The sequence below is a fragment of the Neptuniibacter sp. QD57_21 genome (genome assembly GCF_047778075.1).
In the GTDB taxonomy this organism is placed as follows: Bacteria; Pseudomonadota; Gammaproteobacteria; order Pseudomonadales; family Balneatricaceae; genus Neptuniibacter.
In genome coordinates this window covers 3,073,534-3,094,392 of record NZ_CP180549.1, presented here as the reverse complement: position 1 = coordinate 3,094,392, position 20,859 = coordinate 3,073,534, and the positions used below count along the sequence as shown (strand labels likewise).

General features: G+C 45.6%; 21 protein-coding genes. 14 read left to right on the top strand and 7 right to left on the bottom strand.

The features are described 5' to 3' along the window. Positions 1-398 precede the first annotated feature (398 nt). Positions 399-3,227: an FAD-binding and (Fe-S)-binding domain-containing protein gene (locus tag ACMXYS_RS14015; protein ID WP_415896904.1), complete on the top strand. Its 2,829-nt coding sequence runs from the start codon at positions 399-401 to the stop codon at positions 3,225-3,227. A 183-nt stretch (positions 3,228-3,410) separates the two neighbouring features. Here ACMXYS_RS14015 and ACMXYS_RS14010 read toward each other — a convergent pair whose 3' ends face one another. After that, on the bottom strand, positions 3,411-3,698 hold the full coding sequence (locus ACMXYS_RS14010; RefSeq protein WP_415896903.1) for a type II toxin-antitoxin system RelE/ParE family toxin: 288 nt from the start codon (positions 3,696-3,698) through the stop codon (positions 3,411-3,413). Positions 3,699-3,732: 34 nt separating this feature from the next. Then, entirely contained in the window at positions 3,733-3,939 is a 207-nt protein-coding gene (locus ACMXYS_RS14005) for a type II toxin-antitoxin system ParD family antitoxin (protein ID WP_415896902.1), read from the bottom strand. A gap of 311 nt (positions 3,940-4,250) precedes the next feature. Here ACMXYS_RS14005 and ACMXYS_RS14000 point away from each other — a divergent pair, with 311 nt between their 5' ends. Continuing rightward, positions 4,251-4,778: a hypothetical protein gene (locus ACMXYS_RS14000; RefSeq protein WP_415882280.1), complete on the top strand. Its 528-nt coding sequence runs from the start codon at positions 4,251-4,253 to the stop codon at positions 4,776-4,778. 176 nt (positions 4,779-4,954) lie between these two features. Here ACMXYS_RS14000 and ACMXYS_RS13995 read toward each other — a convergent pair whose 3' ends face one another. Then, entirely contained in the window at positions 4,955-5,773 is an 819-nt protein-coding gene (locus tag ACMXYS_RS13995; protein ID WP_415896901.1) for a hypothetical protein, read from the bottom strand. 159 nt (positions 5,774-5,932) lie between these two features. On the opposite strand from ACMXYS_RS13995, the gene ACMXYS_RS13990 reads away from it, so the two are divergent. The 5 genes from ACMXYS_RS13990 (at position 5,933) to ACMXYS_RS13970 (ending at position 9,824) form a co-directional block, all read left to right on the top strand. Continuing rightward, the gene (locus ACMXYS_RS13990) at positions 5,933-6,583 is read left to right on the top strand and encodes a DUF2726 domain-containing protein (protein ID WP_415896900.1); all 651 of its coding nucleotides are present in this window, start codon (positions 5,933-5,935) and stop codon (positions 6,581-6,583) included. Positions 6,584-6,630: 47 nt separating this feature from the next. Next, positions 6,631-7,365, top strand: a complete 735-nt coding sequence (locus tag ACMXYS_RS13985; protein WP_415896899.1) for a class I SAM-dependent methyltransferase — start codon at positions 6,631-6,633, stop codon at positions 7,363-7,365. Between the two features lie 13 nt (positions 7,366-7,378). Then, the gene (locus ACMXYS_RS13980; RefSeq protein ID WP_415896898.1) at positions 7,379-8,011 is read left to right on the top strand and encodes a hypothetical protein; all 633 of its coding nucleotides are present in this window, start codon (positions 7,379-7,381) and stop codon (positions 8,009-8,011) included. Between the two features lie 41 nt (positions 8,012-8,052). Continuing rightward, entirely contained in the window at positions 8,053-8,886 is an 834-nt protein-coding gene (locus tag ACMXYS_RS13975) for a haloacid dehalogenase-like hydrolase (protein WP_415896897.1), read from the top strand. A 203-nt stretch (positions 8,887-9,089) separates the two neighbouring features. Next, entirely contained in the window at positions 9,090-9,824 is a 735-nt protein-coding gene (locus ACMXYS_RS13970; RefSeq protein WP_415896896.1) for a hypothetical protein, read from the top strand. Between the two features lie 135 nt (positions 9,825-9,959). On the opposite strand, the gene ACMXYS_RS13965 is transcribed toward ACMXYS_RS13970, so the two are convergent. Both ACMXYS_RS13965 and ACMXYS_RS13960 read right to left on the bottom strand, forming a co-directional pair. Continuing rightward, complete coding sequence (locus ACMXYS_RS13965; RefSeq protein WP_415896895.1) at positions 9,960-10,262, bottom strand: c-type cytochrome; 303 nt, start codon at positions 10,260-10,262, stop codon at positions 9,960-9,962. A 284-nt stretch (positions 10,263-10,546) separates the two neighbouring features. After that, on the bottom strand, positions 10,547-13,417 hold the full coding sequence (locus ACMXYS_RS13960; protein WP_415896894.1) for a valine--tRNA ligase: 2,871 nt from the start codon (positions 13,415-13,417) through the stop codon (positions 10,547-10,549). 198 nt (positions 13,418-13,615) lie between these two features. Between ACMXYS_RS13960 and ACMXYS_RS13955 the strand changes: the two genes are divergently transcribed. The 4 genes from ACMXYS_RS13955 to ACMXYS_RS13940 all read left to right on the top strand — a co-directional run bounded on the left by ACMXYS_RS13955 (position 13,616) and on the right by ACMXYS_RS13940 (position 15,654). Beyond that, a complete protein-coding gene (locus ACMXYS_RS13955) occupies positions 13,616-13,768 on the top strand; it encodes a hypothetical protein (protein ID WP_415896893.1) in 153 nt (50 codons plus the stop codon). 102 nt (positions 13,769-13,870) lie between these two features. Next, positions 13,871-14,035 carry a hypothetical protein gene (locus tag ACMXYS_RS13950; RefSeq protein ID WP_415896892.1) on the top strand — a complete coding sequence of 55 codons (165 nt, stop codon included), beginning with the start codon at positions 13,871-13,873 and terminating at the stop codon, positions 14,033-14,035. 13 nt (positions 14,036-14,048) lie between these two features. After that, positions 14,049-14,399: a hypothetical protein gene (locus tag ACMXYS_RS13945; protein ID WP_415896891.1), complete on the top strand. Its 351-nt coding sequence runs from the start codon at positions 14,049-14,051 to the stop codon at positions 14,397-14,399. A 148-nt stretch (positions 14,400-14,547) separates the two neighbouring features. Next, positions 14,548-15,654: a hypothetical protein gene (locus ACMXYS_RS13940; RefSeq protein WP_415896890.1), complete on the top strand. Its 1,107-nt coding sequence runs from the start codon at positions 14,548-14,550 to the stop codon at positions 15,652-15,654. A 359-nt stretch (positions 15,655-16,013) separates the two neighbouring features. Here the strand turns inward: ACMXYS_RS13940 and ACMXYS_RS13935 are convergent, their stop codons facing one another. Beyond that, positions 16,014-16,454, bottom strand: coding sequence for a DNA polymerase III subunit chi (locus tag ACMXYS_RS13935; RefSeq protein ID WP_415896889.1), 441 nt, complete (start codon positions 16,452-16,454; stop codon positions 16,014-16,016). A 19-nt stretch (positions 16,455-16,473) separates the two neighbouring features. Beyond that, positions 16,474-17,970: a leucyl aminopeptidase gene (locus ACMXYS_RS13930; RefSeq protein ID WP_415896888.1), complete on the bottom strand. Its 1,497-nt coding sequence runs from the start codon at positions 17,968-17,970 to the stop codon at positions 16,474-16,476. A 172-nt stretch (positions 17,971-18,142) separates the two neighbouring features. Between ACMXYS_RS13930 and lptF the strand changes: the two genes are divergently transcribed. The 3 genes from lptF (at position 18,143) to ACMXYS_RS13915 (ending at position 20,795) form a co-directional block, all read left to right on the top strand. Continuing rightward, entirely contained in the window at positions 18,143-19,264 is a 1,122-nt protein-coding gene (gene lptF / locus ACMXYS_RS13925; RefSeq protein WP_415896887.1) for an LPS export ABC transporter permease LptF, read from the top strand. Then, positions 19,261-20,349, top strand: coding sequence for an LPS export ABC transporter permease LptG (gene lptG, locus ACMXYS_RS13920; protein ID WP_415896886.1), 1,089 nt, complete (start codon positions 19,261-19,263; stop codon positions 20,347-20,349). Before lptF ends, lptG begins: the two co-directional genes overlap by 4 nt. Positions 20,350-20,459: 110 nt before the next feature. Further along, positions 20,460-20,795: a four helix bundle protein gene (locus ACMXYS_RS13915; RefSeq protein ID WP_415882265.1), complete on the top strand. Its 336-nt coding sequence runs from the start codon at positions 20,460-20,462 to the stop codon at positions 20,793-20,795. Positions 20,796-20,859 lie beyond the last annotated feature (64 nt).

Below are 20,859 nucleotides of genomic sequence, written 5' to 3'. Positions count from 1 at the left end.
TTTAATATTTGGAATCAATTAAATTCGATTGTGCACGCTAATTTAATTATAGCGTTTGAGCTAACCTATCTCAAAATCATAATAACTAGGGAACCTACGAATAAGTCCTATACGACTTTGCTATGCCCCTTGGGTACAGGCTTAAAGAGCAATTGAAGCACGAGGCAATGATTACAGGCATGCTGGTTGCCTGTCGAAAATCATTAACAAAGTGATTCGTTTGCTATGTAAGCCCCGTAGGGTGAGCTATAAAACGACCATCTACTTTGTCAGTCAGCTTGAAAAGGTCCAGACATTTCGCTGCACTGACTTTCGCGTATCTGGTCGTTTTATAGCTCACTGAGAAAGTATGAGACTTATCAGTAGGTTCCCATAAGCTCAACTGACAGGATCGCATCATGCAGGAACAGGATAAATACCAAGAATTTATTGCTGAAGCCGCTAAGTTTATTCCGGAAAAGCGGATTATTACTGATTACCTTCGTACCCTTGCTTACGGTACGGATGCAAGCTTCTACCGCTTGCTACCGAAGGTGATTGTGCAAGTGGCGGAAGAGTCCGAAGTGATCCGTCTGATGGCTTTAGCGACAAAACTGAATTTGCCGATTACGTTCCGTGCTTCTGGCACCAGCCTGTCAGGTCAGTCCATTACCAATTCGATCATGCTTTCCTTAACACCGGATTGGAAAGATTATGAGATTCTTGAGTCAGGTAAAAAGATCCGCATGCAGTGTGGTGTGCTGGGAGGCGATGCCAACCGTTATTTAGCACCTCTAGAACGCCAACTTGCGCCAATGCCAGCGTCGATCGATGCGGCTACTGTGGGTGGTATCGCTATTAACAATGCGGCGGGCATGAACTCTATGGACACATACGGTGTTATGGATTCAGCTCGCTTTGTTCTGTTAGACGGCACTGTACTGGATACAGGCTCAGAAGAGAGTCGTGAAGCGTTCCGCGTGAGTCATGCAGGCATGATTGCCGACGTAGAAGCGCTATCGAAAAAGCTGCGCAGTAACACCGCGTTAAGCAAACGTATCTTGCGTAAATACGAAGTTAAAAACACCACCGGTTATGGTTTACGTTCTTTAATCGAGTGGGATGATCCGATCGATATCATTGGGCGTTTGATGATCGGGTCTGAAGGCACGCTAGGCTTTATCTCCGAAATTACTCACAACACGATTCGTAAGTACCCGCTAAAAGCCTCTGCGTTTTTGGTCTTCCCCGATATCCGTACAGCAAGTATTGCGGTTACGCGTTTTAAGCTAAATAAAACGCCGGTATCTGCGGCAGAGATGATCGACTACTTTGCGCTTAAAGCGGTACAACACATGGATGGTGTACCCAGTTATATCCAAGGTGTTCCAGAAGGTGCGACAGCGATCTTGGTGCAAGCCGAAGCCGATGAGCAAGAGGTTCTAGAAAGTCATATCGCGACGATTCTTGCTGAGATCGACGATCTCGAATTGGTTGTACCTGCCAGTTTTACCGATAAACCATCGGAATATCAGGCGTACTGGAATGTACGTAAAGGGATCTTCCCTGCGGTGGGTGCGACTCGTCCGAAAGGCACGACAGCGCTGATCGAAGATGTTGCTTTCCCAATCGAAACGTTAGCGGATGCGCTGGTGGATCTTCAGCAGTTGATGCAAAAGTTTGGTTACGATGATGGTGTTATTTATGGCCACGCTTTAGATGGCAACCTGCACTTTATTTTCTCGCAAGGCTTTAGCAGTAAAGAAGAGGTCGATCGTTACGAACGCTTTATCGATGAAGTCTGCGATGTCGTTGTTAACAAATACGATGGCTCTCTAAAAGCGGAACACGGCACCGGTCGTAATATGGCTCCTTTCGTCCAGAAAGAGTGGGGGGATGAAGCCTACAGCGCCATGTTGGAGATCAAGCGTATCTTCGATCCACAAGGCATCTTAAACCCGGATGTCATGATTACCCAGAATCCAAAGCTGCATATTAGTAACCTGAAGCCGATGAAGGCTGTTAGCGATATTGTTGATCAATGTATCGAATGTGGTTTCTGTGAGCGTATGTGCCCATCGAAAAATCTAACCCTCAGCCCGCGCCAGCGTATTATCGGCAAGCGCGAACTGGCGTTGTTAGAAGGTGAAAACCAGCAAGCTTTCGCTGATGAATATGACTATATGGCAGTAGATACCTGTGCGGGCTGTGGCTTGTGCTCAACGGTTTGCCCTGTAGGCATCAATACCGGTGATTTGGTTCGACAGCTTCGCCACGAACGTCATGCCAGCCGAGAAGGTATGTCCGAATGGATCGCTAATAACTTTGGGACGGTTACCAAAGCGGCGAAAACCGCCTTTGGTATAGCTGATATGAGTCACGGCTTGCTGGGTAGTAAAGCCATGGGTGCAGTAACGCGTACCGCGCGTAAACTCTCTGGTAATAAGATTGGTTACTGGAGTCCAGAGATGCCGACCCCGGCACCTAAACTGGAGACTGAAAAGCGCCAACCAGCTCAGCCAACCAATACTTCAGGTAACAAACTGAAGGTGGTTTACCTACCAAGCTGTGCTAGCCGTACCATGGGCCCAGCACGCGGCGCAGAAGAACAAATCTCGCTTGTGGACAAAACAGAAGCGCTGCTACGCAAAGCAGGCTTTGAGGTTATCTATCCACAAAACCTTAAAGAACAATGCTGCGGTATGCCGTTTAAGAGTAAAGGCATGTTTAACCAGGCCGAAGCTAAAGCCGCTGAAACAGTGGATATGCTGCTCGAAGCGAGTAATGGCGGAGAGATTCCCGTTTACTGCGATACCAGCCCATGTACGATGCAGCTGAAAGAGAATCTAGATTCTCGTATCAAGCTGTATGAGCCGGTCGACTTTATTCACACCTTTATGATGGACAAGCTGGACTTCCAGCCTGTGGATGACAAAGTTGCCCTGCACATTACCTGTTCGGCACGTCGCTTAGGCCTCGATCAAAAAATCGTCGAAGTGATGAATGCCTGCAGCACTAATGTCGTGGTTCCAGATCAGATTACCTGCTGTGGTTTTGCCGGTGACAAAGGCTTTACCACACCAGAACTGAATGAATCAGCACTACACACACTAGCGGATCAAGTTGAAGGCTGCAGCAGCGGCTACTCAACCAGCCGTACCTGCGAAATCGGCCTAAGCCACCATTCCGGTATCGACTACCAGTCCATCGTCTACTTAGTAGATCAGTGTACTGAGAGGAAGGGGTAGGGGCAGAACGCTTCGCTTTTAGGACGCCGCTTCGCGGCTAGAGAACGGCTGCGCCTAGAGGACGCCACTGCGTGGCTAGAGAAAAAGCCAGTTCAAGTTATCACAGGGATGTTTTTAGCTGAAACCTGACGCCCTCAGGTTTCAGCTTTTTTATTAAGTGGCCAGTGATCAGAATTATCTAGTTCAAAACAACTGCGTGTACTCGATAGAGGAATGAATTACTCGTAATAATAGGATTCCATCGGGAATCGGCTTATAAATGAGTAAGTAGTTCTTAGTTGGAAAAATTCTTATTTCAGGCCCTAATTCTAGATGCAGAGTTCCAATTTGTGGGGCGTGGGCAAGCTTTAATGCTTGGCTATTAAGATAATCTAGAAAACGGTCTGCATTGAGTGGGCTATCTTCTGCAATATATTGCCAGATGTGAATAAAATCACTTTCCGCTTCCAGCGAAGTGAGTAACTGTGGCATAAGCAATCCTTGCTTCTGGGTTTGGCGGGAGACGTTAAACTCTAGCGCGTTGTTTTAGTGTTTCCATATCTAACGGTTTAGCACCGTGCTTTTCCACAGAATCCAAACCTTTCTGAATTTCTGCTCTAAGGGTTTCTAATTTTAACTGCTCTTCGGTATCTCGTTGCTCGAGTAGGCGCAAAGCTTCCCGCACAACCTCGCTAGAAGAGTTATAACTGCCGCTTTCTACCTTTGATTTCACAAAAGCTTCCAGCTTTGGAGTGAGTGATACATTCATTATTGATTGCCCGCTTTTTGATCAGATATAACGAAGTTTAGCAAAGATTGTTGTTTTAAATACAGAGGTTAGTGGTTAGAACAGGCTTCGCCTTCTAGTCGCTAGGACGCCGCTTCGCGGCTAGAGGACGGCTGCGCCTAGAGGACGCCACTGCGTGGCTAGAGGAAAAGCGAAGGGAGTTTCTAACATTTAATAATTTAACTAATAGATTCTTTCCCATCAATCGCCTAGCATGTGGCTCTCTTTATCAGAAACAGATCAAAGGATTTGATTAGATGTTCTTATATTGGAAAAGGATTTTTCTCAGCATAACCACTGCTATCCTGCTCGCGGGATGCGCGTCTACTGCACCTCCGCAACACGTAGTTGTTCAGCTTCCTCTGGCAGAAGCTACTCTCAAGCTAGATGTTAAAAATAACGATCAGCTAGCCATTGGCGACTTTCTGCTATTAAACAGCGATGAAGGCTATGTCAGCATTCAAGTGCTTAGTGCTGAGGAAGAAATCGAATTGTGGGACATAACGACCCAAGAGTATCTTGATCAACTTTATGGCACTAGCAAGCCAGAAAATCAGGATATCGGACAGGCCAAGTTAGCATTGTCGGAAAGTGTACTTTCAACTGACTACTTAGAACACGAAAGCTATTTTGCGATATACCAAAAAGAGCAAGATGGGCGAGAGCGTATCTTCTTTACGGATAAAAATGAGCAATCATCTACGTATTACATTTTAGAAACTGAGGGAAAGGATTCCCGCAAAATATTCTATGGAGAGATAAATGATAATAAGCGCGGAAGATAAGCGATATGCCAAGGCTATACAGGCTTCGCCTTTTAGTAGTTAGGACGCCGCTTCGCGGCTAGAGGACGGCTGCGCCTAGAGGACGCCACTTCGTGGCTAGAGGAAAGGATAATAACTAAATCTGTATAAAGTAAGGTGTCCCAATGGCCGAATTTCCTGATACCGGCCACTGTTTTTTAATCGTCCACTGGTGAAGGTAGAGGTTTATCCGAGGTACCCTTTTCTTTTGCGCTTTGCGACGAGAATTGCCTGTGAAGTTTATACCCTGAAGGTAGCTCTTGGATTGACGAGCCTTCGCGGGTAAATAATGCATATCTGTTACCATCCACAGTGATCAGTAGACCTTGATTAATAGTGTTATTCTGACTATCAATAATTGTGTGACAGTTAGACAGCTGAGTCGTGGCTGAAATAAAGCATCCTTTTTCCAGATAATCAGTTTTTGACTGTTGCACTATATCCTGCCCTTTGAAAGTTCCCATTAGAGTTACACCGATCCAGAAAAAGATAAAAGCAAAAATAGCTAAGGCTACTTTCATTGCAGACAGCATTTCGTTGCTAACAAAGTGAAGTGAAAACGTAAGACTGTTTTCATCTGTATTTAGCTTGTTAATAGCTTTAGTCACATCGGCGGGGAGTTTCAATGACCCGGCTTTACCTTTAGTTAATTTATGCACTGAGAAAACAAAGAGGACTATCCCGATAAAAGTGAAGGCCAGCCAGATCCAGATGCCATCTTGTTTGAAAATATTTAAAAAATCTATGCAGTAAAATACGCAGGCGTAGTAAGCATTTACATAAGCGTCAGTTAACGATAATGGGAAAGCATTTGAAGATACGCCGAACTGATATAAGTAAGCTTGATGGTATGAAAGACCCATTAAATAGAAGGCGGGAGCAAGGATGGTGAGAAACAACGGGGCAACGGAAAGTAATACTGTTTTCTTCTCTACGTTCTTAATAAATTCAGTCTTTTTACTAGCTTGAGCTGTCATGTGCTTTCCCTACCGCGATCATATCGTCCATTTTTTGCATAGATAGCATAATAATGATTCTTATCAATTTGTGTAGTTGTATAAACGCTAATGTATAGGCATTCTTGATTGAAATAAGGCCAAGTAGGCCGTGGATTATCTTCGTCAAAAGGAAAGACGATGGAATGGATTTTGATCTTTGCAGTGTTGATGTTTGTCGCACTGATCTTTTTAAAGAAGCTAGCTGCGCAGAGCAGTGATTCTTCAGATAACACATTAGGTTATCGCCAAAAGAAAACCTTATTCACAGAAGCAGAGCGTTCGTTCTTAGGCGTGTTGGATCAGTGTATTGATCCTCAACAGCATCGGATATTTGGCAAAGTTCGGGTAGCGGATATTGTTGAGCCTAATCCAACCAAAAACCGCAGCGAGTGGAGTCGTGCCTTTGGCAAAATCAAAGCAAAACACTTCGATTACCTTATCTGCACCGCCGATACGCTCAAACCTGTTTGTGCTATCGAGCTAGATGACAAAAGCCACAGCCAGAAAAAACGCCAACAGCGTGACCAGCTTTTAGAAAGTGTCTGTTCAGATGCTAACCTCCCTCTTATTCGTGTACCAGCAAAGCGAAGCTATAAGCTTGAAGAAGTTAAGGCTGTGCTGTCGAAGCGCTTTGCGCAAACCCAGACTGGGTCTGCGGTTGGTCAGGATGTCGCTTCGCAACTAGAGAAAAAAATAAATACCGAATCCGTTAAGACATTGGATGTGATAAATACTAAAGGCACCGATATTGCAGTGGGCAAGGTTAATGAAGAAGTTAAAGTACTCTGACTCTTATAATTTTTTCAAACTGAGTTTTATTATTAAAAAGGTTTTTTATGTCATTTGATATTAGTGAGCAGCTAACTATAGAGTCAATTTATGACCTTTGCGCTGATGAATATAATAAAAAAAGGCTGGAGCAAGGTGGTCTCTTATTTAATGAACACATCGAAATGCCAGTTATAAAGAAGCTAACCCATCATGTGAGAAGGGGACGATCAGTTTTAGACATCGGTTGTGGTATAGGTGTGTATAGCAAGGCCTTCTCACAAAAAGGCTGTAATGTTACTGGGATTGATATTAGTGCAGGTATGCTTAATAAAGCTAAAGAAAACTGTGCAGGCTTACCTATTGATTTTATTCACAGTAACTTTATTGATTATGAGTTTGAAGAGCAGTTTAACCTTATTTTGGGAAGTTTTATGTTGGGGTACTTTCATGACTTGGATGACCTTTTTGGAAAGGTGAAAAGCCTATTAACTAAAAGAGGTAGTGCCATATTTTCAATGATTCATCCGATTAGGCTTCATTCAAGTAAAGATAAAAAAGGGTACTTAGTAAATAAATATTTTGATAGAGGTATTTATGAATCCGATTTTTTAGGCGAGGACTATAAAATACCATTAAAGAAATGGACTGTAAGTGATATATGCGAAGCTGCATATAGAAGCGGTTTGAAAGTAGAAAGATTGATCGAGCCTGTACCTAGTTCAATTCCTTTGTCCGCTGATAAGAAAGATGTTGAGTTTTTCTTATCAAATCCATCTGTTGTTGTTTTTAAGTTTAAATAGGTCAAGGAAGATTATGTTTGGTGCAAAGAAAGAAGAAATGATGGCTAGGTCAATGGCAAAGGTTACATCTATTGCTGTGCTATTTCTAGGATCAATAGGTACTTTAGCTACAGGTCCTTGGATTGAAAATTTCTGGGTTCGAGGTGCAATAGTAATGGGTTTTACTTTTGTGACAATAATTTATATATGGAAAGGAGATGAAAAAATATTTAAAAAAGTAATGAAAAGTGTTTCTAGTGTTGATGACGAAACTAAAAAGATTTTAGGCGATTGGATGATTAGTATCACTTTTGGAGAAGGTGAAAATAAAAAAGTAAGAATTGGTCAGTTGAAACTTGAGTCATCAATTACCGGTGTGAAGATTAAAGGATACCGTCTGTTAGATCAGGAGAGTGATGAGCAGACTATGGAAAGCTGGCATGCAGATGACGTTGAAATAAGAAATTTTCAGAATAAGACTATAATCCTTTATCTATATAGAACAAAGAATAGTAGTGATGAGAATAGTTTAGATAAGGTGGGACTAGTAGTGGCAACTCGAGATAATGGTTCAAATGCATTTGTTGGTAAATTTGATGACTTAAGTCTAGATAATAATGGTGCAGAAAAGAGATCAGGCACTGTGAAATTATTTAAGCAAGAATAACTTTAGTCCCAATTCTTACAGCGAATCTAGGAATATTAAAAATGAAATGTGCATTGGTATATGATTTTGATGGCACTTTAGCTGAAGGTGACTGTGCTCAACATGGATTAATGCCCTCGCTAGGAATTGATGATGTTCAGGGGTTTTGGGCATCAGTGAAACAAAGAGCAAAAGAAACTGATAGTGACGAAATTCTTGCATATCTTGGGATGTTAGCCGAAAGGGCAAGTGAAATTGGGTCTGATGATTTAAGTGTTCCTAAATTATCTGAACATGGGAAAAGCATTCCGTTGTTTTCTGGAGTAACTACATGGTTTCAAAGAATAAATGCGTTTGCCAAAAGTCATGGGTTGGAGTTAAACCATTACATTATTTCTAGTGGGCTAGATGCGATGATCAGAGGAACTGAAATTAGTCCTTATTTTAGACAAGTATATGCTTGTAAATATCACTATAGCCAGGATGGTTCGAAGGTTATGTGGCCCGCCCAAGCTATTAATTACACAACAAAAACCCAGTTCCTCTTTCGCATCAACAAAGGTATAGATAATTCATGGGATAATGAAGCCGTGAATCGATTTGTTGAGCTAGAGGAGAGGGAAATTCCATTTGAAAGGATGATTTATTTTGGGGATGGAGACACGGATATTCCTTCAATGAAAATGGTTAGATATCAAGGAGGGTTTTCTATAGCTGTATTTGATAATGTAAAGTGGTCTGATTTTAAGACTCAAGATAAAGTTGAAAAGCTAATTGCTGAGGAGAGAGCGAATTATGTTGTGCCTGCATTGTATGATGAAGGTAGTCAACTTGATGTAACAGTAAAAGGCTTACTAAAGTTATTTATTCGTAGAAAAAGTAGGCTAACTGTTTGAAGCCCCTTTATTTCTGAAACAAATAAACAGCTAGTTTCCACTAGCTATGCTTTGTTTTTCAGGCTTTTTCTAGCCACTCTAGCGGCGCAGACGCGTCCTAAGCGCGAAGCGTTCTAGAAGCGTAGCGCTCTGCCCTTAAGCGAGCCCCTCATTTCATTGCTAGACTACATACAGCTTTTTGTAGATCTATTGCTGGAGCCCTAGTGAACATCAGAACCCTCTTTCTATCTCTGTTCTTGCTACTGAATGTAAATTCCCCTGCGTGGGCGGATAAACATTCAGGGGTTACGCTTGTCTCTACAGAGTTGATGTCGGGCCTTTTGGAAAAGACGAAGAGTGGGGTGGAAGGGATCTATCCAGATTTCTTTGCACAAGCCGCGCGTAAAGCGGATGTCACACTAAATTACCGTATCGTGCCGTGGTCCCGCGCTGTTTTAGAAACTGAAAAATCTAAGGAATATCTTCTATTTCCGCTGACTCGTACTACGGAGCGGGAAGAGCGATTTACTTGGTTGGCGAAACTGTGGGAAGTGCCCATCTGCTTTCTGAGTGTGACTCAGCCAATTAATTCTTTTGAGGAGGCTAGAAGGTTAGAAGGGATTATGGTTTGGCGCGGCTCTTCTCATCAGCAAAAACTGGTAGAGCTAGGTTTTGGCAACTTGATAGCTTTTGATGATCCCCGTTTGGTTAAGCGTGTTGTGAAAAAAAGAAAAAATGTAGCTTGGTATAGCCCCTGTAATGAGGCGCTATCTCTCTTTGGTTCGTTTAACGCTGAGCATGCGATCATTATCGGTAAGGTAGTGGATAATGAGGAGGTTTGGCTGGCCGGAGGGCATAACTACCTCTCTACCGATGAAAGGCAGCGTTTCTTAAATGCAGTGTCGGAGTTAGCACCTGAAGGCACGCTTAGACGAAGAATTTTGATTGAAGGGAGATAGGGAGAGTAATCTTTTAGATCTCCACTATTTTCATCTATTCACTTCAAAGATATATCCATTTTTTAAAAAGCCCGAGCAATGCTCAGGCTTTAGGTAATCGCGTTGTCTTGACGCTCTTTGGCTGTTTCGGCGTCGTTACTTCAGGCTGCTGTAGTATGCAGACAAGTTGTCGATGTCAGCGTCTGAAAGCGTTGATGACATAGGTGCCATAACCAGATCTTTACGTGCACCGCTTTTAAAGTCACGTAGTTGCTTGGCAAGATAAGCAGCTTTTTGCCCTGCCAGATTCGGATACATAGGAAGCTTGCTAATGCCTTTTTCTCCGTGACAAGCGGCACAGATCACCGCTTTAGTTTTACCGGCAGCGATATCACCAGCCATTACCGAACCCGACAGGCTTAGTACTGCGATACCCGCGATTGCGAAAATCTTTTTCATTGTGGTGCCTCACTTTATAGTTATTTTATTAACTGATTATAAAACGCTAGATGCAGAGTAAAAGAAATGTATAAAAAAGCCCAGACCTAAGTCCGGGCTTTCTGTTTAAGCTTTTTCTAGCAACTGAAAACCTTGGATTCCAGCCTTCGCTGGAATGACGAAATAAAAAAGCCCAAACAGAATTAACTGCTTGGGCTTTTTTGTCTTTAGCGCTTTTTCTAGCAACTCTAGCGGCGCAGCCGCGTCCTAAGCGCGAAGCGTGCTAGAAGCGTAGCGATCTGTGCTTAAAGCGCTTCGATCTTACCGTATTGCTCTTTTAGCTTATCGAACGCTGCTTGAGAGCCAGCAAGTTTCTCACGCTCTTTCGCGATAACCGCTTCTGGTGCGTTAGAGACGAACTTCTCGTTACCTAGCTTACCTTCAACACGGCTAATCTCTTTCTGTAGCTTGTCTAACTCTTTCTGTAGACGAGCAAGTTCAGCATCTTTGTTGATTAGGCCGGCCATTGGTACCAATACTTCCATATCGCCCACTAGCTGAGTTGCTGCCATTGGTGCTTCGTCACCGGCATTTAGCCATGTGATGCTACTTAGGGACGCTAGTTTAGATAGGAAAGTACGGTTAGCTTCTAGACGTTGCTTGTCTAGATCACCACCGTTCTGGAACAGTACGTCTAGCTCTTTAGCAGGGGAGATGCCCATTTCACCACGGATGTTACGTACACCAGTGATAACGCCTTGTAGCCATTCGATCTCAGCTTCTGCATCGCTATCGATCTTGTCTGTGCTTGGCACAGGGTAAGCCTGAGTCATGATGGTGTCGCCTTCAACACCGGCTAGACCTTTAACCTGCTGCCAGATCTCTTCTGTGATGTACGGCATAATTGGGTGAGCAAGACGTAGAATTGCTTCCAATACGCGAACTAGCGTACGGCGAGTGCCGCGCTTAGCAGCTTCCGAAGCATCTTCGTCCCACAATACTGGCTTAGAAAGCTCTAGGTACCATGCACAGTAGTCGTTCCAGATGAAGTCGTATAGCGACTTAGACGCCATATCGAAACGGTACTCATCGAAGTGTTTAACCACTTCAGCTTCTACCGCTTGTAGGCGGCTAGCGATCCAGCGATCTGCTAGAGATAGCTCAACATCGCCGCCTTTCCCTTCAATAGAGAGTTGGCCGCAATCTTCGCCTTCGGTGTTCATTAGCACGTAACGTGCAGCGTTCCAGATCTTGTTACAGAAGTTACGGTAACCTTCTAGGCGCTTCATATCCCAGTTGATGTCACGGCCAGTCGAAGCCAGTGCAGCAAGGGTGAAGCGAAGTGCGTCAGTACCGTGTGCCTGAATACCTTCTGGGAACTCTTTCTTAGTACGTTTGCCGATCTTCTCAGCCAGTTGTGGCTGCATCATGTTGCCGCAACGCTTTTCTAGCAGCGTATCTAGCTCGATGCCATCGATCATATCCAATGGGTCTAGGACGTTACCTTTAGACTTGGACATCTTGTCGCCGTTTTCGTCACGGATAAGGCCGGTAACGTAAACAGTTTTGAATGGTACTTGTGGGTTGCCGTCTTCATCTTTCATGAAGTGCATGGTCATCATGATCATGCGTGCTACCCAGAAGAAGATGATGTCGAAACCTGTTACAAGCACATCAGTCGGGTGGAACGTTTGCAGACGCTGGGTATTTTCAGGCCAGCCTAGTGTGCCGAATGTCCATAGTGCCGAGCTGAACCATGTATCAAGAACGTCATCGTCCTGACGTAGTTCAACTTCTGGATCTAGACCGTATTTTTCGCGTGCAGCTTCTTTGTCGTTCGCTACGTATACGTTGCCTTCGTTATCGTAGAAGGCTGGAATACGGTGGCCCCACCAAAGCTGACGAGAGATACACCAGTCTTGAATGTCGCGCATCCAAGCGTTGTACATGTTCTCGTACTGCTGTGGTACAAATTTGATATCGCCTTTTTCTACTGCTTCAACTGCTGGTTTTGCTAGCGTTTTAGCATCAGCAAACCACTGGTCAGTTAGCATTGGCTCGATAACTACGCCACCACGGTCGCCGTAAGGAACCGTCATGTCGTTTTCTTCGATCTTAACTAGTAGGCCTGCTGCTTCGAAATCTGCAACGATTTCACGACGCGCAGCGAAACGTTCCATGCCACGGTATTTCTCCGGGATGTTAGTGTCGATATCGTTGTTTGGCGTACCGTCAGTGTTAAAGCCTTCACCTTCTTCGCGGATATCAGCGTTGTAGGTTAGGACGTTGATCATTGGCAGATTGCAACGTTTACCTACTTCGTTATCGTTGAAGTCGTGCGCAGGGGTGATTTTTACGCAACCTGTGCCTTTTTCCATGTCAGCGTGTTCGTCGCCAACAATTGGAATACGACGGCCAACAAGCGGAAGAACGATCTCTTTACCGATCAGATCTTTGTAGCGCTCATCTTCAGGGTTAACCGCAACACCGGTATCACCTAGCATTGTTTCCGGACGAGTCGTACCTACAACAATGTGGTCTTCGCCAGCGGCAGTTTTAACGCCATCAGCCAGTGGGTAACGTAGGTACCACATCTTGCCTTTGACTTCTTTGTTCTCAACTTCTAGATCAGAGATCGCAGTGTGAAGTTTAGGATCCCAGTTTACTAGACGCTTGCCGCGGTAAACCAAGCCTTCGTCGTATAGACGGATAAATACTTCCTGAACCGCGTGGTAGAAGCCAGAGTCCATTGTGAAGCGCTCGTTCGCCCAATCTACAGAGTTACCTAGGCGACGCATCTGGCGAGTAATGGTACCGCCGGACTCTTCTTTCCATTCCCAGATCTTTTCGATAAAGGCATCACGACCTAGATCGTGACGTGACTTTTGCTCTTCAGCCGCAAGCTTACGCTCAACAACCATCTGAGTAGCGATACCTGCGTGGTCTGTACCTACCTGCCACAGCGTGTTTTTACCCTGCATACGCTTGTAACGAGTTAGAGCATCCATGATGGTGTGCTGGAAAGCGTGACCCATGTGCAGGCTACCGGTGACGTTCGGTGGCGGAATCATGATGCAGTAAGAGTCACCTTCGCCTTGAGGTGCGAAGTAGTTGTTGTCTTCCCAGGTTTTGTACCAGGATTTCTCGATTTCGTGCGGCTGGTAAGTCGTATCCATTGCGCTCTGAGTCTTCTGAAAATCTGTCGAATTAGGCTGCCCGAGAGTTGCCGTGGGCAGCACGCATAAAGTCCAACATTATACAGGATATTAGTGAGTAGTAGCTAGGGCGAGGAAGACGATAGGGCGCGACTTTGCTAATAGCTTAAGAAAGAAGGACGGCTGCGCCTAGAGGACGCCATTTCATGGCTAGAGGACGTGGCTTCGCCACTAGAGGACGCTGCTACTCAGCTAGAGAAAAAGAAGGACGACTTACGCCTAGAGGACGCCATTTCATGGCTAGAGGACGTGGCTTCGCCACTAGAGGACGCTACTACGCAGCTAGAGGAAAAGAAGGACGGCTGCGCCTAGAGGACGCCATTTCATGGCTAGAGGACGTGGCTTCGCCACTAGAGGACGCTGCTACTCAGCTAGAGAAAAGAAGGACGACTTACGCCTAGAGGACGCCATTTCATGGCTAGAGGACGTGGCTTCGCCACTAGAGGACGCTACTACGCAGCTAGAGGAAAAGAAGGACGGCTGCGCCTAGAGGACGCCATTTCATGGCTAGAGGACGTGGCTACGCCACTAGAGGACGCTGCTACTCAGCTAGAGAAAAAGAAGGGCGGCTGTGCCTAGAGGACGCCATTTCATGGCTAGAGGACGTGGCTTCGCCACTAGAGGACGCTACTACGCAGCTAGAGGAAAAGAAGGACGGCTGCGCCTAGAGGACGCCATTTCATGGCTAGAGGACGTGGCTTCGCCACTAGAGGACGCTGCTACTCAGCTAGAGAAAAAGAAGGACGACTTACGCCTAGAGGACGCCATTTCATGGCTAGAGAACGTGGCTACGCCACTAGAGGGCGCTGCTACGCAGCTAGAGAAAAAGAAGGACGACTTACGCCTAGAGGACGCCATTTCATGGCTAGAGGATGTGGCTACGCCACTAGAGGACACCGCTACGCAGTTAGAGAAAAAACGCAAAAAACGAGCTGTATGTTAAAAGTGCATTGAGGGTTATGTTTTTCTCTAGGCGAAGCCGTCCTCTAGCGCTAGCGTCCTAAGCGCGAAGCGTTCTCTAGCAGCTTTGCTGCGTCCTGTATTGATACTTCTATACTTATAAGTATCAAAGTTAGTGCGGAGGTACGAACATGAAACAATGTTATGCCACACGCGGTTTTTTACCTTGTCAGGATCCGGCGACTGAATTGGTTCTGGGGGAGCCTTATGCGGTACTGGATACGGTAGGTAATTCGTTACCGAGTTTGTTATTAGAAAAGGATGCTCGAAACTATCTGCGTCGAGTGTTTGTTCCCGATTGGCCCTATATCAATATCCCTGATGATCTCTGGCCGCAAGCGTGCCTTTATTATGTCAGGTTGGGTTTTATCGCGTCGGGTTATATCAATCAAATAGGGCAACCAAGTTGTCACTCTTTACCTGCTAACTTAGCCCGCCCCTTATGCAAAATTGCTGACCTGATGCAGCGTCCGCCAATCTTGAGTTACGACGGTTACGCGCTGTTTAATTGGCGACGTTTTGATATTCGTAAATCCGTTCAGCTTGGCAATATCGATACGATTCAGAACTTTGTTCATCTCTACGATGAGCATTGGTTTATCTTGGTCCATATCGAAATAGAGGCTTTGGCAGCTGATATTTTGGATGCGGTTTTAAGTCTACAAGGCGAGGTTCAACCCAGAGACGTTGATGCAGCACTCGATAAGATTGCCATGGCGATGACCTCGATTATTCAGGTGTTGCAACGGATACCTGAACGTATGTCGGATGAGCTGTATTTCTCTAAATTCCGCCCCTACATCGGCCAGTTCCAAGAGGTGGTGTATGAAGGTGTGAATATAGATCCGATCAGCTATCGAGGTGAAACCGGCGCACAAAGCTCCATCATGCCGTTACTCACAGAGTTTATGAAAATCCCACACCAAGATAATCGCCTAACCCGGCATTTGTACGATATGCGTCAGTACATGCCTGTCGATCATCGGGTTATGTTGGAGCAAGTACGCGCCATGCCTGATGTTAAAACCGTGGCAAACTCCGATAAGTTTGATGCAGTGTTAGAACTGATGGCGTGCTTCCGCGAAGTGCATTATCACTGGGCGATTAAATACATCGCACGCCGCTGTAATGATCAACAAGGCACCGGTGGAACGCCTTACATGCGTTGGCTTAAGTTCCTGATTGAAGAAACGCGTGGGCATAAAAAGTCTGGAGGGAAAGGGACTGTTGTGGCTTGAAGGGCAGGACGCAGCAAAGCTGCTAGAGGACGGCTTCGCCTATAGGAAAAGAAGGACGCTTACGCTAGAGAGCGGCTTCGCCTTTTAGGACGCCATTTCATGGCTAGAGGACGTGGCTTCGCCACTAGAGGAAAAGAAGGGCGCTGCTACGCAGCTAGAGAAAAAGATTAAAAAAATTATAAGTATTGTGAAGATTCGAAATGATTCGAGGGTATGGTCATTGAGGATCGTATTACTTAGAAATATTAAAAACTAATCCCTTAATTCCTATAGAGGTTTTTTCTCTAGCAACGAAGTTGCGTCCTCTAGCAGCTTTGCTGCGTCCTACAAGCGAAGCGACCTCTAGGCGAAGCCGTCCTCTACGCCTTCGGCTTAGGGCGCATATCATGCATATCAATCTGGATGCCATTAGATTGATATAGCTTGTAGTTCTTGCGGGTTGAGGCAAGGACGTCTTCTGTTTGTACGACGACTTCTAAGATTCGGTCGAATCCTAGTGCGTCTTCTGGAATATCTAAATTCAGATTAACGAACACGTCTTTATGTTCTGGGCGTTGTTGATCCCAGCCGATTTGGACACCGGCGTTGAGATCTTCGCCCACCAGTTGGTGCGGGATGAACGCTTCGGGGCGGTATTCCCAGAGAAGCTGATCAATATGTTTAGCTTCACCTTCGTTTGCGGTTTGGATGTAAAGTTGGTGCCCTAGCGCACGGATTTTTTCCACTAAACGGCAAAGGAAGCGACCGCGGGCATCCGGGTCGCTAGAAGGTAGTACATAGAAATCAGCTTTACTGGTCATCGGTTACTAAGCCTGAGGCTTATTCCTCGTCTGCTGATTGGTTTAGCAGGTATTGAGTTAGTAGTGGTACACAGCGGCCTGTAGCGCCTTTGTTTTTGCCACCGCTATGCCAAGCAACACCTGCGATATCCAAGTGAGCCCAACGGTACTCTTTAGTGAAGCGAGAAAGGAAGCACGCTGCAGTGATTGTGCCGCCTGGGCGACCACCGATGTTAGCGATATCGGCAAAGTTAGAGTCTAGCTGCTCTTGGAACTCATCCCATAGCGGTAGTTGCCAAGCTTTATCCGCAGCTTGGTTACCTGCTTGCATTAGCTCTTGAGCAATATCGTCATTGTTAGATAGTACGCCTGTTGCGTGGTGACCTAGTGCGATGATGCACGCGCCAGTTAGGGTTGCGATATCTACAACTGATGCTGGCTCAAATTTGCCTGCGTAAGTTAGAGCATCGCAAAGTACCAAACGGCCTTCAGCGTCAGTGTTTAGGATCTCAACAGTTTGGCCAGACATCGTCGTTACGATGTCGCCTGGTTTAGTTGCATGGCCGCTTGGCATGTTTTCAGCTGCAGCAACGATACCAACAACGTTGATTGGAAGCTCCATTTCACATAGCGCAGTCATTGCACCGAATACGCTAGCCGCACCACACATGTCGTACTTCATCTCGTCCATACCAGCGCCTGGCTTCAAGGAGATACCGCCGGTATCAAACGTAATACCTTTACCAACAAGTACGTGTGGCTTATCGCCTTCTTCGCCGCCTTTGTATTCCATAACGATTAGCTTGGAAGGCTGCTCAGAACCATTACCTACTGATAGCAGGCAGTGCATACCTAGTTCAGCCATCTCGTCTTCATCAACGATGGTTGCTGTTAGGCTTTGAAATTCGTCGTCTAGTTCTAGTGCTTGCTCAGCTAGGTAAGTTGGCGTACAGATGTTGCCTGGTAGGTTGCCTAGGTCACGTGCGATGCTCATGCCGTTGACGATTGCTGTACCGTCTAGAAGGGCTGTCTCTGCAACTTCTGCATCGCCATCGTTAACAACTAGAGCAATCTGTTCCAGTTTTAGAGGGTCCGCTTTTTTGCTCTTAGTTTCGTCGTAAACGTAAAGCTCAGCGCCTGCCCATTCAACAACATGGCGAAGTTGGCGGTATTGATCAGCGTCGTCACTTAGTTTGCAATCTAGCGCAAATGTTACGTTGCTTACGCCTGTGCCTTTAACGATGCCCATAACCGCGGTTACAGCTTTGCGTAGGTTACGGTTGTTACGGTCTTCTTCTTTACCAAAACCAACTAGCAATACGCGCTTAGCAGTTACGCCCGGTATTTTGTGGAGTAGAAGTGTTTGTGCTGTTTTGCCGCTGATATCACCTTGGTTGATGATTTCGCTGATGTATCCAGAGCTGGCGCTGTCGACTGCTTTCGCTGCAGGGGATAGGTTGCCATCAGCTTCAACTGCGATGACTAGACATTCTGTTTCTAGTGACTGAATCTCACCATTTACAATTTCAAAATCCATGTTAGCTCCAAACTCACGGCCAGCAGCCGTCTAAACAAGACATTAGGTGCGGATTAAAGGATAATGCCGATACTTTAAAACTCAGTACCTAGGCTTTGACAGATAATTTCCGCTGTAAAGGCCCATAATATAAACCATTTTTGTGTCGGTAACAGTTTCGTAGGGACATAGAGTGATCGTTTTTCGTTATTTATCTCGAGAAGTGCTACTCAGCATGTTGGCGGTGAGTTCGGTTTTACTCGTCATCATCATGAGTGGACGTTTTGTTAGGTACCTTTCCAAGGCCGCTGCTGGTGAATTAGATCCGAGTGTGTTGTTTGCCATTATGGGGTATCGCTTACCGGGATTTCTTGAGCTGATTCTGCCCTTAGGTTTATTTCTAGGCTTCTTGCTGGGTTATGGCCGACTCTATCTTGAGAGTGAGATGACAGTGCTCGAAGCCTGCGGTATGAGCCAGAAACGATTAGTAGCCTATTCCATGGGGCCCGCTTTGCTGGTGGCTGTTGTTGTCGGCGTTTTATCCGTTTTTGTTTCTCCTTATGGTGCTTCTGAAACAAATAAAATCTTTGATGAGCAAGAAAGTCGCAGCGAGCTAGAAAGCCTTGTGCCAGGGCGCTTTCAGAAGAATCAGAACAGTGCGCGGGTGACCTATACCGATTCAGTAAATGAAAATGGTGAGCTCGGTTTGGTCTTTATGGCTGACCGCAATCAAAGCACTAAGCGTTTGCAGATTACCTTAGCTGAATCCGGAAGTATGTTGACTGATACTGAACGAGATCAGCGTTTCTTAGTGCTAGAAGATGGCTACCGTTATGAAGGTGTTCCGGGCAAAGCGGATTACACTGAACTTGGGTTTAAGCGATACGGCTCAGAGGTTGAGCGTAAAAACCAAGAGATACGTTATGACAAAGTAGAGGCGCTTCCTACGTCTGTACTTTGGGATTCGGATGAGCCTAAGCACCGTGCACAGTTAAACTGGCGCTTATCTCTACCTGTTTTGGCGATTGTGGTTACCCTGTTGGCGGTGCCTTTAAGTCGTGTTAATCCGCGCCAGGGCCGCTTTGCACGTCTAGTTCCGTCGATCATTATCTATCTTCTATACCTCACCATTCTGAGCAATATGACCAGTAAAGTGAGCGACGATGAAGCTGCACCGATTGCAATCTGGATGGTGCATCTTGTTTTTGCTTTGTTTGCGCTCAATATGATTGTCTTTGGCCGTTTCTGGAGTCGGGTCTTTAACCAAATTCCTATGCCGACTTTACGTATGCCATGGAGTAAGAAAACATCATGAAGCTATTAGATCTGTATATCGCACGTCATGTCTTAGGTGGTTTCTTGGTGGTTCTGCTGGTGGTTGCAGGGCTAGATATGTTGTTTGCTCTAGTTGAAGAGCTTAAAGATGTTGAAGGCAGTTATACCTTCGCTGCTGCGGTTGAGTATTCTCTCCTTACCTTGCCGCGCCGTATCTACGAGTTTATTCCCCTATCTAGTCTGATCGGCTGTTTGTTAGGTTTAGGTATCCTAGCTTCAAGTTCTGAGCTTACGGTTATGCGTGCAGCAGGTATCTCGACTTTAGGGATTATCCTGTCTGTTATGAAACCAGTATTGCTGATTATTGCGTTTGCATTGGGCCTTGGTGAATTCGTTGTTCCCCATACTGAGCAGCAGGCACAGAGTCACCGCCAAGTGGCGCAAACAGGTAGCCGAGCCATTAATGATGCCAGTCGTGTATGGCACCGAGATGAGCGTACATTCCTACATATCAATGCTGTGATTCCTGATGGTTCTGTTCGCGGTGTAAGTCGTTACGAGTTCAATGAAGATCTGACACTTGCCCGCTCTAGTTATGCCAAAATAGGGCGTTACGAAGAGGGTAAGTGGGTACTTACGAATGTTCGTGAGACCCGTTTCCCATCGGCAGAAGGTCGAGCGACACCAGCGACATCTTCTGTGATTACGGCCAACTTAGAATCCGAAGTTTGGGAAAGCGGTTTAACACCTGAACTCTTGAAAGTTGTCATGGTTCAACCTACTAACCTGTCGATGAGTGGCTTGCTTTCTTACAGCGAATATCTCAATGAGCAGGGCTTAGCGTCTTCACAATACCGCGTGGCTTTCTGGAGTAAGCTGCTCCTGCCACTCGCTGTATTCGCTTTAGTATTGGTCGCTGTATCTTTTATCTTTGGCCCTCTTCGAAGCGTAACCCTGGGACAGCGCTTGATCACCGGCATCATCGTCGGCCTCGCCTTTAAGCTAACCCAAGACATCCTCGGTCCTACGAGTGCCGTATTTGGATTCGCACCGTTTGTTGCGGTGATAATTCCAATTCTGATTTGTGCGGGATTTGGTTTCTGGTTGCTTAATAGGGCGAAGTAGGACGCTGGCGCTAGAGGACGCCACTGCGTGGCTAGAGGACGGCTACGCCTAGAGGACGCTGCTTTGCAGCTAGAGAAAAGGCTTAAAACATAAACAACATGGAGGTTGTTATGAGTTACGAGAATCTGGATGTATGGAAACGTTCCTGCCGATTAAGTACAGATCTTTACTTAGTTCTTGCCAGTTGTAAGGACTATGGTTTCAAAGACCAAATTACGCGCAGTGGTCTGTCTATTCCCAGTAATATAGCCGAAGGGTATGAACGGAGCTCCGTTAAAGAAAAAAGGCAATTCCTTTACTATGCGAAAGGTTCTTCAGCAGAACTACGAACACAAATACTAATTGGGCAAAAAGTAGGTTTTATACCGAAGCAGAAAGCCCTAAGTTGGGCTGAAGAAATATTGGAGATTAGAAAAATACTCAATACTCTAATCAAGCAGTGTTGAAATCTTTTTCTCTAGGCGAAGCCGTCCTCTAGTCACGAAGTGACGTCCTAAAAGCGAAGCGCCC